Consider the following 13,534-nt stretch of genomic DNA (forward strand, 5'->3'; position numbering starts at 1 on the left):
CTTCGGCGGGGCATTTTGTTGGCGGCAAGCCTGCCCCTTGGTATGCGCGCGTCCTGAGCCTGTCGAAGGACGCGTCGAACCCTTTCCCCTGTTTGCCATCAAACTGGCACGGCGCCGGGGGTAAGCCATCCACAGCGGGTTGCGCAGGCGCGGTGCGCGCGGCACAAACCGCGCCGATGCGACCGGCCAGCCAGATGATGGAATCATGCTTTCGCCGCCCGCGCTGGCTGGCCCTCGCTTTGGGGCTGGTGTCCGCGCTGGGCTTCCGCCCGCTTGCGCTGTGGCCGCTGACGCTGCTCGCGCTCGCCGGGCTTGTCGTGCTGCTCGCCCGGACGGGCCGGGTGCGCGAGGCCTTGGTGCTCGGCTGGCTGTTCGGCTGGGGCCATTTCACGCTCGGCAACAGCTGGATTGCCACCGCGTTCACTTATCAGGCGGAAATGCCCGCCGTGCTCGGCTGGCTGGCGGTGCCGCTGCTGGCGCTCTATCTCGCCGTCTATCCCGCGCTGGCCGCGGGCGCGGCGCGCGCGCTGGCGGGGCGGGGCAGGCCGGATGCGGACGAACCGGGTGCGCCGGGCTGGCCGCTGGCTCTAGCCTTTGCCGGGTGCTGGATCGTGGCCGAATGGCTGCGGGCCTGGGTTTTCACCGGTTATGCCTGGAACCCGCTGGGGATCGTGCTGCTGGGCGGCTATGCCGCGCCGGGGCTGGCCTCGCTCGCCCCGTGGATGGGCACTTACGGGCTTTCCGGGCTGGTCGCGCTGATCGCTGCCGGGGGCGCGGTGCTGTGGACGCGCCGCCGCATCGTGCCGCTGGCCGTGACCGTGGGGGTGCTGGCGATCATGCCATTCCTGCCCACACCGCCCGCACGCAACAGCGCCTTGCCGATGACGCTGGTCCAGCCCGACACGCGGCAGGACGCGCTCAACGATCCGAAGCAATACGAAGCGCAGTTCCTGCGCACGGCGAATCTCAGCCGGGCGATCGTTCCGGGGCAGAAGCGGCTGGTGCTGTGGCCGGAATCGGGCGTGCCCGATTACCTGCGCGACGGCTATCCGCAGGGCTATTACGCCGCGACCACTGCGGCGGGCGATCCGGCTTTCGCCCGCGCGCGGATCGGCCACGCGATCGGGCCGGACAGCCTGCTGATGACCGGCGCGGTCGATCTGGAAATCGCGCAGGGGCAGGCGGTCGGCGCGCGCAACGTGGTGACCGCGCTCGACGGGCAGGGGCGGATTCGCGCCAGCTATGCCAAGGCGCATCTGGTGCCTTATGGCGAATATCTGCCGATGCGCGGGCTGCTGGAGCCTCTGGGACTCAGCCGTCTGGTCGCGGGCGCGCTCGATTTCTGGCCGGGGCCGGGGCCGCGCACGCTCGATCTCGGGGCATGGGGGCAGGCGGGCATCCAGATCTGCTATGAAATCACCTTCTCGGGCGAAGTGGTCGATCGCGGCCACCGGCCGGGCTATATCTTCAACCCTTCGAACGACGGCTGGTTCGGCGCCTGGGGGCCGCCGCAGCATCTGGCGCAGGCCCGGCTGCGCGCGATCGAGGAAGGGCTGCCGGTCCTGCGCGCCACGACCACCGGTATCAGCGCGGTGATCGATGCGCAGGGCGTGGTTCGCCATGCGATTCCGCAGCACACCGCGCAGCGGATCGATGCGCTGGTCCCTGCCGCTCTGCCGCCCACGCTGTTCGCCCGCTGGGGCAACGCGCTGCCGCTGTGCTGGGCAGGTGTTCTTATTGCGCTGGCGCTGGTTGCCAGAGCCAGACGGCGCGGCTAGACCCCGCCATCGAAACCCAACGTCCCAGTTAGCGGGGAAGGACCGACGCCGCATGCGCGCCAATTACCTGTTTACTTCCGAAAGCGTTTCCGAAGGCCACCCGGACAAGGTTGCCGACCAGATTTCCGACGCGATTGTTGACCTCTTCCTGTCGAAAGACCCCGAAGCGCGCGTGGCCTGCGAAACGCTGACGACCACGCAGCGCGTCGTGCTGGCGGGCGAAATCCGCTGCAAGGGCGTGTACGAAAACGGCGAATGGGCACCGGGCGCGCTCGATGAAATCGAACGGACCGTGCGCGATGTGGTCCGCGATATCGGCTACAGGCAGGACGGCTTCGACGCCGATACGCTGGAATTCTCCAACTATCTTCACGGCCAGTCGGCCCATATCGCCCAGGGCGTCGATGCCGCGGGCAACAAGGACGAAGGCGCGGGCGATCAGGGGATCATGTTCGGGTTCGCCTGCGATGAAACCCCCGATCTGATGCCCGCCACGCTGGATTACAGCCACAAGATCCTGCAACGCATGGCGGCGGACCGCAAATCGGGCGCGGCCCCGTTCCTCGAACCCGACACCAAGAGCCAGGTCACGCTGCGTTTCGAAGGCGGCAAGCCGGTGGCGGCCACTGCCATCGTCGTCTCGACCCAGCACAAGGCGGGCTACGATCAGGGCGCGCAGGAAGCGGAACTCAAGGCCTATGTCAAAGGCGTGGTGGCCGATGTGCTGCCCGATGGGCTGCTGTCCGATGCCACCGTCTATCACATCAATCCCACCGGCAGTTTCGAAATCGGCGGGCCGGATGGCGATGCGGGGCTGACCGGGCGCAAGATCATCGTCGATACCTATGGCGGCGCGGCGCCGCACGGCGGCGGGGCGTTTTCGGGCAAGGACCCGACCAAAGTCGACCGTTCGGCGGCCTATGTCACCCGTTATCTCGCCAAGAACATCGTCGCGGCCGGGCTCGCCCGCCGGTGCACGATCCAGGTGGCCTACGCCATCGGCGTGTCGGAGCCGCTGTCGCTCTACGTCGATACGCACGGCACCGGCACGGTGGCCGACAGCGCGCTGGAACAGGCCGTGGCCGATGTGGCGAGAGAGCGCCTCGGCGGGCTGACCCCGCGCGGCATCCGCGAAGGGCTGGGTCTCAACAAGCCGATCTATCGCTGCACCGCCGCTTACGGCCATTTCGGCCGCACGCCGGATGGCGACCGTTTCCCGTGGGAAAAGACCGATCTGATCGACGCGCTGAAAGCCGCGCTGGGCTGATCGCGGAGCCTGCCGTCCGGTGGGCTTATAGGCGGGGAGGGGCGGCGCCTGCGCGTGCTGGCCCGCCGCTCCTCGGCCTGGCCTGAGTCGGCCAGACCTTTTCCCTAGCTTAGCCTGCGCCCGCCAAACTTTTCCAGTCCCGCTCAGGCTGAGCCTGTCGAACTCTCCAACCCCCGTTCGACCTGAGCTTGTCGAAGGTCGCGCGCCAACATCAGCTTATAGGGCGACCGTATCGCGCGGCCTGCGACAAGCTCAGGCTGAGCGGATGGTGGCGGGAAGGAGTGGTGGGATGAGCCGCGTCCCTTGCCAAAAACCGCTGTCCTACAGGCAACTCCGTGCATAGTAGATGCGATTCGCCTTTTGTTCTGTTGAGGAGCAGCGAATCATGTCGGATCTTTCGAACACGCCCGTGATACCCGGCGTCTCGCCCCGCGGATGGACGCCCGCCGCCCGGACCCGGTTTCTCGAACACCTTGCGCTGAAAGGCCATGTCCGCGCCGCCTGCGCCCACGTCGGGCTCTCGGCCGAAGCGGCCTATCGCCTGCGGCGGCGCGATCCGCTGTTCGCGCGCGGATGGGCGGCGGCGCTGGTGCTGGCGCACGATCATGGCGAACAGGTGCTGGCCGCCCGCGCCATCGATGGGGTGGAAGAACCGGTCTATTATCGCGGCGAACAGGTGGGCACGCGGCGCAAGTACGACACCCGGCTGCTGTTGGCGCATCTCGCCCGGCTCGACCGGATGGCAGAGAACCGCGCGGCGCAGCGCGATGCCGGGCGGTTCGACGATCTGCTGGCCGTGCTGGCCGGGGCGCCGTGCCCCGAGGGGCTGGCGGGCGAGGATGCTCTGCCGCTGCCGCGCGAGCAGGCGATTGCGCGGGCGGTGGCGGAGGCCGAACAGCGGCTGTTCCACGGCGATGAGGACGCGGATGAGGATGCGGCGGAGGAAGCCGATGCCGCCGGCGAGGAGGACATGCCGCTGTGGCGGCGGGAGGACGAGGCCTATTTCGCGGTGCGCGCGGCGGCAGAGGGCGAGGCCGCGGCGCAGTGGGATGCATGGCGTGCCGAAGCTTATGCTCTGGTGGATGAGTTGGCCATGCCCGAAGAAGCGGCGGTCAAGGCCATGGGGCACTGCGCCTTGCTTGCCCTTCGTCATCCCCGCGCAGGCGGGGATCCAGAGGCGACGGCAGAACTGGATTCCCGCCTGCGCGGGAATGACGAAAGAGGCGAGGGGAATGGCGCAGAAGGGGCTATCGGGGATAGCGAAGGGAGCCCCGCAACCGTGCCTCCAGGCGTCCCCGCATTCACCCCTTGCACCGTGTCAACCGTGTCAACTTCGGCCCTTGCCCGGATCATCGCCGGGCCCGCACGCGGCTTTGCCGTGGCCGATCATCCCGCCTTCCATGCGCGAAAACGGCGCTAGGGGAACAGGAAACCCCCTCCGCGCGGGAGGGGGCTTCGCCGTTTATCGGGCCAGCGCGCTTTCGATGTCGGCGACGAGCGCGGCGTCGTCAGGGGCGACGGTGGGGGCGTAGCGGCCGACGACCTGCCCATCCTTGCCGATCAGGAACTTTTCGAAATTCCACAGCACGTCCGGGTCTTCGGTCGGCGTCATGCCGAAGCCGCGCAGGCGTTCGCGGAACGATTCGGCATCGCCCTGCTTGGCCGGCTGCGCGGCGGTCAGCGCGGCATAGAGCGGCTGCTGGCCCGCGCCGGTGACATCGGCCTTGCTGAACATCGGGAAGCTGACGCCGTAGTTGGCGGAGCAGAACTGGGCGATGTCCTCGTTGCTGCCGGGTTCCTGCGCGCCAAAATCGTTGGCCGGGAAGCCGAGCACTTCGAAACCCTTGTCCTTGTACTGGCCATAGAGCTTTTCCAGCCCTTCGTACTGCGGGGTCAGCCCGCACTGCGAAGCGACATTGACGACCAGCAGCACGTTGCCCTGGTGGTTGGCGAGGCTGTCGGCGCTGCCGTCGAGGCGGGTCAGCGGGATCGCGGAAAGATCGGCGGACATTATGGTACTCTCCCTTTTTGTGTGGTCGTTGCCGGGCGCAAGCGCCCTATTCGACGTAATGGGCGGTGGTCTTCGCCCTTATGTCCTCTTTCGTGACGCCGGGCGCAAGTTCGATCAGGCGGAACGGGCTGTCATGATCGGGGCGCTGGAACACGGCCAGATCGGTCACGATCATATCGACCACGTTCTGGCCTGTCAGCGGCAGAGTGCAGGCGGGGATGAACTTGGGATCGCCGCTTTTGGAGCAATGCTCCATCACCACGATGATTTTCTTGACCCCGGCGACGAGATCCATCGCGCCGCCCATGCCCTTGATCATCTTGCCGGGGATCATCCAGTTGGCGATGTCGCCGGTTTCCGCCACTTCCATCGCGCCGAGCACGGTAAGATCGATATGCCCGCCGCGAATCATCGCGAAGCTGGTGGCGCTGTCGAAAAAGGCGGTGTTGGGCAGTTCGCTGATCGTCTGCTTGCCCGCATTGATCAGATCGGCATCCTCTTCGCCTTCGTAGGGGAAGGGGCCGATGCCCATCATGCCGTTTTCGGATTGCAGCGTCACTGTTATGCCGGGGGGCACGTGGTTGGCCACCAGCGTGGGGATGCCGATGCCGAGATTGACGTAGAAACCGTCCTGCAGTTCGCGCGCGGCGCGGGCGGCCATTTCATCACGGGTCCAGGGCATTCAGGCGGCCTCCCTCTTGCGAGTGGTTACGAATTCGATCTTCTTGTCATAGGGCGCCCCCATGACGATGCGCTGGACATAGACGCCGGGCAGATGGATCGAATCGGGATCGAGGCTACCGGTGGGCACCACTTCCTCCACTTCGACCACGCAGATCTTGCCGCAGGTGGCGGCGGGCAGATTGAAATTGCGCGCTGTCTTGCGGAACACCAGATTGCCGCTTTCGTCCGCCTTCCACGCCTTGATCAGCGAGAGATCGGCGAAAATCCCGCGTTCCAGGATATATTCCTGCCCGTCGAAGACTTTCGTTTCCTTGCCTTCGGCCACGGCGGTGCCGACGCCGGTCCTGGTATAGAAGCCGGGAATGCCCGCGCCGCCCGCGCGCATCCGCTCCGCCAGCGTGCCCTGGGGGGAAAATTCCACTTCCAGTTCCCCGGCGAGGTACTGGCGTTCGAATTCCTTGTTCTCGCCCACGTAGGAGGCGATCATCTTCTTCACCTGCCGCGTGCGCAGCAGCTTGCCGATGCCTTCGTTATCGATGCCGGCGTTGTTGGAAGCGAACGTCAGGTTCTGCACCCCACTGTCGCGCACGGCATCGAGCAGACGTTCGGGAATGCCGCACAGGCCGAAGCCGCCCGCGGCGATCAGCATGCCGTCGCTCAGAATACCGTCGAGCGCCGCGGCTGCATCGGGATAGAGTTTTTGCATCGAGTCCCTTCTCCCCCCGGCGGAATAGCCGGTATGTTGCACCGCACATATCGGCTCGAACCGGCGCTGTCATCCCGTCGGAACACTTCGGGAATCATATTGCATTTGCGCAGATCGGAATTGTGCAATGCGGAATTGCCATGAGCTTCGGGGTGGCAAGCGGCGCAATTCATGCACGAAACAGTTTGTTCACTCGGTAAAATGCCAAAATTTTCAACGGACAGGAAGTTTGTTGCAATTCATGCAACATGGCGTGAGGTTTTCGCACTTGCGAAAAACAGGGGGTCGGCGCATATCACACTTGCCTTTCAGGCATCCTCTCCCAAAACTTCCAGGCCCGGTCGGCAACGACCGGGCCTTTTTTTTATCCGCTTCCGCGAATCCCCGCAAATCCGGCTTTTCGGCGCGCTTTTCCAGCCCGCGCGGGCCCCGGGTGGGAATTTCCGCCATCGCCGTTTGCAATCCGCCCCGGCCGTACTTAGCTTTGCCCTGCGACAAGGTTCAGGAGAGCGCTATGGCCGATGCCCAAGCGGCACAGAAAGAGACTTCGATCAGGCTGCAGGTCGCTGCCGCCCGCCAGGAAGAAAGCGGGCATGGCATCGCCCGAATGCCCAGGTCGGCCTTCGCCGCGCTCGGCATCACCGAAGGGGACATGATCGAGATCGAAGGCAAGCGGACCACGGCGGCCATCGCCGTGCCGGCCTATCAGGAAGATCAGGAACTCGATGTCGTCCGGCTCGACGGGCTGCAACGCGGCAACGCGGGGATCGGTTCGGGCGAACATGTCACGCTGCGCCGCGCCGAATCGCGCCCCGCCACCCGCGTGGTCTTCGCCCCGGCCCAGCGCGAAATGCGGCTGCAGGGGCCGACCAACGCGCTCAAGCGCAATTTCTTCGGCAAGCCGCTGGTCGCGGGCGATCTGGTGGCGACGGCGGGCCAGCAGCCGGTGACGGACATGCCGCCCGAAGTGCGCCGCATGTTCAACGCCCCGGCCTATGCGCTGACCCAGATTCGCCTGCAGGTGGTGTCCACCGCGCCCAAGGGCATCGTCCATATCGACGAAAACACTGAAGTCGAACTGCGCGCCGAGTTCGAGGAACCGCGCGATGGCCGTGGCACGGTCAATTACGACGACGTGGGCGGCATGGGCGACACGATCCGCCAGTTGCGCGAAATGGTGGAACTGCCCCTGCGCTATCCCGAACTGTTCACCCGCCTGGGCGTCGATCCGCCGAGAGGCGTGCTGCTGCATGGCCCGCCAGGCACCGGCAAGACGCGTCTGGCGCAGGCCGTGGCCAACGAAAGCGAGGCGGAATTCTTCATTATCAACGGGCCCGAAATCATGGGTTCGGCCTATGGCGAAAGCGAGAAGCGCCTGCGCGAAGTGTTCGAGGAGGCGGCCCGCGCTGCCCCGTCGATCATTTTCATCGACGAGATCGATTCGATCTCGCCCAAGCGCAGCCAGGTGCAGGGCGAAGCGGAAAAGCGCGTGGTGGCGCAACTGCTGACGCTGATGGACGGGCTCGATGCCCGCACCAATCTGGTGGTGATTGCCGCGACCAACCGCCCGGATGCGATCGACGAGGCGCTGCGGCGGCCCGGCCGGTTCGACCGCGAAATCGTGATCGGCGTACCTGACGAATCGGGGCGGCGCGAGATTCTCGCCATCCACACCCGCGGCATGCCGCTGGGCGAGGGGGTTGATCTCAAGGAACTGGCGCGCACCACGCACGGCTTCGTCGGGGCGGATATCGCCGCGCTGACGCGCGAAGCTGCGATCGACGCGGTGCGCCGGATCATGCCCAAGCTCGATCTGGAAAAGCAGACGATCCCGGCCGAAGTGCTGGACGAACTGTGCGTGGAGCGCAGCGATTTCATCGCCGCGCTCAAGCGGGTGCAGCCAAGCGCGATGCGCGAGGTGATGGTCGAACTGCCCAATGTCGGCTGGTCCGATATCGGCGGGCTGGGCGATGCGCAGGAAAAGCTCAAGGAAGGTGTGGAGCTGCCTCTGCGCAATCCGCAGGCGTTCCGCCGGCTGGGTATCCGCCCGGCCAAGGGTTTCCTGCTATACGGCCCGCCGGGCACCGGCAAGACTCTGCTGGCCAAGGCCGTGGCGAAAGAGGCGGAAGCCAATTTCATCTCGATCAAAAGCTCGGACATGCTCAGCAAGTGGTACGGCGAAAGCGAGCAGCAGATCAGCCGCCTGTTCGCCCGCGCGCGGCAGGTGGCCCCGTGCGTGATCTTCATCGACGAGATCGACAGTCTCGTGCCCGCACGCGGATCGGGCGATGCCGAACCGCAGGTCACGGCGCGGGTGGTCAACACCATCCTGGCCGAAATGGATGGGCTGGAAGATTTGCAATCGGTGGTGGTGATCGGGGCGACGAACCGGCCGACTCTGGTCGATCCCGCTTTGCTTCGCCCCGGCCGGTTCGATGAACTGGTCTATGTCGGCACGCCCGATGCGCCGGGCCGCGAACATATCCTCAAGATCCACACCCGCGATATGCCGCTGGCCGACGATGTCGATCTGGCGAAAATCGCGGTGGAAACCGAACGTTTCACCGGTGCCGATCTGGAAGATGTGGTGCGCCGGGCGGGGCTGGTCGCCCTGCGCCGGGCGGGCGAGAATGCCGACGTGGTGACCGGGGCCGATTTCGCCAAGGCGCTGGAGGATTCGCGGGCCACGGTGACGGCGGAAATGGAAGCGGAATACGGCAAGATGAAAGGCGAACTGAAAAAGCGCGCTCTGGAAGTCCGCCCCATCGGCTTCATTCACGAAGGCATGGTCGAACCGACGCGCCAGAAGAAGCACGAATAAAGCAGGTATGGGGCAGGGGCCGCGTGGCTCCTTGCCCCTGCCGGCCCTTTCGGGTGTCAGGTGAGCGGGAAGGCGATCCGCACGTGGCACCCTTCGGGCCTGAATTCGCGGGTGATCGTGCCGTCAAGCTGGCGGGCGGAGCTTTCGATCAACAGGCTGCCGAAGCCCTTGTGTTCGGTGGGCGCGCAGGAATCGGGGCAATGCTCGCGCCAGTCGAGCACCAGTTCGCCATCGTCTTCGCCTTCGCATCGCCATTCGATCGTCAGCGATCCGTTCTGGCTCCACGCCCCGTACTTCACCGCATTGGTCGCCAGTTCATGCAGCACGAGGCCGAGCGACTGGACTTTCGCCGTGGGCAGGACGACGCGAGGCCCGGCCAGCGAACAGCCGCGCTGCGGGGCATGGTGTGGGGCCAGCGTGGTTTCGATCAGATGCTTCAGATCGGCCACCGGCTGGCCGGGTGCGCCCTGCGTCGCTTCGTGCGCGATCAGCAGGGCCTGGATGCGGCGGGCGATGCTTTCGGTCACCGGCCGGGCTTCCGGCGCGGTGCGCGCGCTGAGGCGGACGATGGCGAGAATCACCGCGAACAGGTTCTTCACCCGGTGGTTGAGTTCGCGTGCCAGCAGATCCGCCCGGTCACGCGCGGCGGCCAGTTCGTCGGCATGGGCTTCCGCGCTTTCGACCCGCGCGGCGCGCAAGGCCTGCCTGAGCCCGAGCGCCGAAGCGGCCAGCAGCATCAGCAGCAGTAGCCCGAGCAGGGGCAGCACGCGCGCTTCGGCCACGGCGGAACGGGCGGTCGTCTGTTCCAGCACGTCCTGTTCGATTCGTTCCATCTCGCCCAGTGCGCGGCGCAGGCGGTTCATCACTTCCTCGCCTTCGTCGCTGAGGAAACGGGCCTGCGCTTCGGCCAGTTCGCCCCGTTCGATCATCCCGGTCGATTCTTCCAGTTCGGCGAACTTGGCGGTGGTGAGCTGGTCGATTTCGGCCAGCAGTGCGCGCTGGCGCTGCGGGGCGCCTTCGTCCTCCATCAACCGGTTCAGCCGTTCCAGCGCGGGGCGATACTGTTCGCGGCCCAGCCGGTAGGGGCCGAGGTAACGCTTGTCGAGCGTGATGAAATAGCCACGCTGGCCGGTTTCCGCATTGATCGCGGCATGGCCGACATTGCGCAGTTCGGCCAGGATATCGTGCGTGCGCTGGGCCTGCGCGCGCTGGGCGCGTTCGGCATCGATAGTGGTGATGATGACCAGCACCGCGGCCACCAGCGAGCCCGCCACCAGCAGCGAGACGGTGATGCGCGCCACCCATGCCCGGCGGGCGGCGCCGGGCCCGGCTTGCCGTTTGCGCCGATCAGTGTGCGGCATCCCAGTTCTTTCCGATGCCGATTTCCACGCCCAGCGGCACGTCCAGCCGGATCGCCGGGCCCGCCGCGTCGTCCATCACCCGCTGAATCACCGCGCTGGCCGCGGCGACATCGGCTTCGGGCAGTTCGAACACCAGTTCGTCATGCACTTGCAGCAGCATCCGGACATGGCCGAGGCCCGCCGCTTCGAGTTCGGGCATCATGCGGGTCATCGCGCGCTTGATGATATCGGCGCAGGTTCCCTGGATCGGCGCGTTGATCGCGGCGCGCTCGCTCCCCTGCCGTTCGGCCTGATTCTTCGAATTGATGCGCGGGAACCAGGTCTTGCGGCCGAACAGCGTCTGCGAATAACCGCATTCGCGCACCTGCTCCAGCGTGGCGACGATATAGCGCTGGATACCGGGGAAACGTTCGAAATAGCGGTCGATCATCGCTTGCGCCTCGTCCGGTTCCACGCCCAGCCGCCCGGCCAGACCCCAGCGGGAAATGCCGTAGAGAATGGCGAAATTGATCGTTTTCGCGCGGGCGCGGGTGTCGCGGTCGACCAGGCCGAACATTTCCATCGCCGTGCGCGCGTGAATATCCTCGCCCTTGGCGAACGCGTCCTTCAGCGCGGGCACATCGGCCAGATGCGCGGCAAGGCGCAGTTCGATCTGGCTGTAGTCCGCCGACAGCAGGACATTGCCTTCCTCCGCCACGAACGCTTCGCGGATGCGGCGGCCGATATCGGTGCGGGCCGGGATGTTCTGGAGATTGGGGTCGGTGGAGGACAGCCGGCCCGTTTGCGCGCCAACCAGGCTGTAGCTGGTGTGGACCCGGCCCGTGGCCGGATTGATCGCGGCCTGCAACGCATCGGTATAAGTCGATTTCAGCTTGGCCAGTTGCCGCCAGTCGAGCACCCGGGCGGCGATATCCGCCCCTTGCGCGGCGAGCTTTTCCAGAATGGCCTGATCGGTCGAATATTGCCCGCTCTTGCCTTTGCGCCCGCCTTTGTAGCCGAGCTTGTCGAACAGGATATCGCCCAGTTGCTTGGGGCTGCCGATAGTGAATTCGGCCCCGGCCAGCGCATGGATTTCCTTTTCCAGCGCGCCGATCCGGTCGGCAAATTCGGTCGACAGGCGGGCGAGCTGTTCGCGATCGACCTTGATGCCGTGCCGCTCCATCCGCGCCACCACGGGAATCAGGGGCCGGTCCACCCGCTCGTAAATGCGCGTGCCGCCTTCGTCACCGAGGCGATTCCTGAGCAGCGCATGCAGCCGCCAGGTCACGTCGGCGTCTTCCGCGGCATAGTGCGTTGCCCGGTCGAGCGGGACTTCGGTAAAGGAGATCGCGTTGCGGCCGGTGCCGCACACATCCTTGAACTTGATCGTGGTGTGGCCGAGGTGACGCAGGGCCTGCTCGTCCATTCCGTGCCCGCCGCCGATCCCTTCCTCGCCGCGCCCAGCGTCGAGCGCGAAGCTCATCACCAGCGTATCGTCGAGCGGGTGGATCGCGATGCCGTAGCGGGCAAGCACGTTGATGTCGTATTTGATGTTTTGCCCGATCTTGAGCACCGCATCGCTTTCCAGCAGCGGCTTGAGCCGGGCCAGCGCGGTGTCGAACGGAATCTGCTCCGGCCGTTCGGCGAACATGTCGTTGCAGGTATGGCCGAGCGGAATATAGCAGGCGTCGTTCGGACCGATGGCAAGGCTGACACCGGTCAGATCGGCCTGCATCGCATCGAGCGCGCTGGTTTCGGTATCGACCGCGATGACCCGCGCGGCGAAAGCGCGCGCGATCCAGGCGTCCAGTTCCTCAAGCGTCTGTACGCAGCGATAGCTGGCATGGTCCACCGTCGCCATGGGCGGCAGTTCCTGCCTGCTGCCGCTCGATTCGGGGGCAGGGGCCGCCGAATCGCCCGCCTGCGACGGGGCTGACGCCGGGCTTGCCTGCTCGCCCGACATGCCTTCGAGCCGCCGCAGCAGGCTGGAAAAACCATGCGTGGTGAAGAATTCGGCCAGCGGTGCAGGCGGAATCGCGGTGAGGCGGAATTCCTCCAGCGCCATCGGCATCGGGCAATCCTGCTTCAATTCGACGAGCTGGCGACTGAGCCGGGCCATTGCCGCCTCCTCGATCAGCCGCTCGCGCATTTTGGACGGTTTCATCGTTTCGGCGGCGGCCAGCGCGCTTTCGAGATCGCCGTATTCCTGGATCAGCTTGGTCGCCGTCTTGGGCCCGATTCCGCGAATACCCGGCACATTGTCGACCGAATCGCCCATCAGCGCCAGCACGTCGCCGACCTTTTCGGGCGGAACACCGAATTTTTCGACCACTTCAGCCACGTCGATTCGCTGATTCTTCATCGTGTCGAGCATGTCGATCCGGCCGCCACCGGCGCTTTCGCCGACCAGTTGCATCAGGTCCTTGTCCGAGGAAACGATCGTCACATCCCATCCCTGACGCGCGGCTTCGCGGGCGTAAGTGGCGATGAGATCGTCCGCTTCGAGCCCTTCCTCCTCGATGCAGGGGAGGCTGAAAGCGCGCGTCGCATCGCGAATCAGCGGAAACTGCGGCACCAGATCTTCCGGCGCGGGGGGGCGGTTGGCCTTGTACTGGTCGTAAAGATCGTTGCGGAACGAGGTGCTCGACTTGTCGAGAATCACCGCCAGATGGGTGGGCCCGTCGGCCTGATGCAGCTCCAGCGCCAGTTTCCACAGCATGGCGGTGTAGCCGTAGACCGCGCCCACAGGCGTTCCCTGCGGGTTGGTCAGCGGCGGCAGCCGATGATAGGCGCGGAAAATGTAGGACGATCCGTCGACGATATAGAGATGCTGTTTGTCGGCCATGGCGCGTTCGTAGCAGCGCCTTCGCGCCGGGTCAGCCGGTTTCCGCTTCCCCGCCTTTGCCTCGCGCGCGGGGTCATGAAAT

9 protein-coding genes are annotated in these 13,534 nt (G+C 65.8%); 4 read left to right on the top strand and 5 right to left on the bottom strand.

Annotation, left to right across the window (positions count from 1 at the left end; genetic code table 11):
- The first annotated feature begins 194 nt into the window (after nt 1–194).
- The 3 genes from lnt (at nt 195) to K5X80_RS06140 (ending at nt 4,465) form a co-directional block, all read left to right on the top strand.
- Nucleotides 195–1,778, top strand: coding sequence for an apolipoprotein N-acyltransferase (gene lnt, locus K5X80_RS06130; RefSeq protein ID WP_222559960.1), 1,584 nt, complete (start codon nt 195–197; stop codon nt 1,776–1,778).
- Between the two features lie 52 nt (nt 1,779–1,830).
- Nucleotides 1,831–3,045, top strand: coding sequence for a methionine adenosyltransferase (gene metK, locus K5X80_RS06135; RefSeq protein ID WP_222559961.1), 1,215 nt, complete (start codon nt 1,831–1,833; stop codon nt 3,043–3,045).
- A gap of 385 nt (nt 3,046–3,430) precedes the next feature.
- Entirely contained in the window at nt 3,431–4,465 is a 1,035-nt protein-coding gene (locus K5X80_RS06140; protein WP_222558624.1) for a hypothetical protein, read from the top strand.
- A 42-nt stretch (nt 4,466–4,507) separates the two neighbouring features.
- On the opposite strand, the gene K5X80_RS06145 is transcribed toward K5X80_RS06140, so the two are convergent.
- The 3 genes from K5X80_RS06145 to K5X80_RS06155 are packed head-to-tail and all read right to left on the bottom strand — an operon-like array spanning nt 4,508 to nt 6,446.
- On the bottom strand, nt 4,508–5,056 hold the full coding sequence (locus K5X80_RS06145; RefSeq protein WP_222559962.1) for a glutathione peroxidase: 549 nt from the start codon (nt 5,054–5,056) through the stop codon (nt 4,508–4,510).
- A gap of 46 nt (nt 5,057–5,102) precedes the next feature.
- Nucleotides 5,103–5,738 (bottom strand): CoA transferase subunit B, encoded by a 636-nt coding sequence (locus K5X80_RS06150; protein WP_222559963.1) that lies wholly within the window; start codon nt 5,736–5,738, stop codon nt 5,103–5,105.
- On the bottom strand, nt 5,739–6,446 hold the full coding sequence (locus tag K5X80_RS06155; protein ID WP_222559964.1) for a CoA transferase subunit A: 708 nt from the start codon (nt 6,444–6,446) through the stop codon (nt 5,739–5,741).
- 514 nt (nt 6,447–6,960) lie between these two features.
- Here K5X80_RS06155 and K5X80_RS06160 point away from each other — a divergent pair.
- Nucleotides 6,961–9,267 (top strand): CDC48 family AAA ATPase, encoded by a 2,307-nt coding sequence (locus tag K5X80_RS06160; protein ID WP_222559965.1) that lies wholly within the window; start codon nt 6,961–6,963, stop codon nt 9,265–9,267.
- A 56-nt stretch (nt 9,268–9,323) separates the two neighbouring features.
- Here the strand turns inward: K5X80_RS06160 and K5X80_RS06165 are convergent, their stop codons facing one another.
- Together K5X80_RS06165 and polA are read right to left on the bottom strand one after the other, a co-directional pair.
- Nucleotides 9,324–10,628: a sensor histidine kinase gene (locus tag K5X80_RS06165; protein WP_222559966.1), complete on the bottom strand. Its 1,305-nt coding sequence runs from the start codon at nt 10,626–10,628 to the stop codon at nt 9,324–9,326.
- The gene (gene polA, locus K5X80_RS06170) at nt 10,615–13,452 is read right to left on the bottom strand and encodes a DNA polymerase I (RefSeq protein WP_222559967.1); all 2,838 of its coding nucleotides are present in this window, start codon (nt 13,450–13,452) and stop codon (nt 10,615–10,617) included. Before polA ends, K5X80_RS06165 begins: the two co-directional genes overlap by 14 nt.
- Nucleotides 13,453–13,534 lie beyond the last annotated feature (82 nt).

Origin of the sequence: Caenibius sp. WL (assembly GCF_019803445.1) — a bacterium.
Classification (GTDB): Bacteria; Pseudomonadota; Alphaproteobacteria; order Sphingomonadales; family Sphingomonadaceae; genus Caenibius.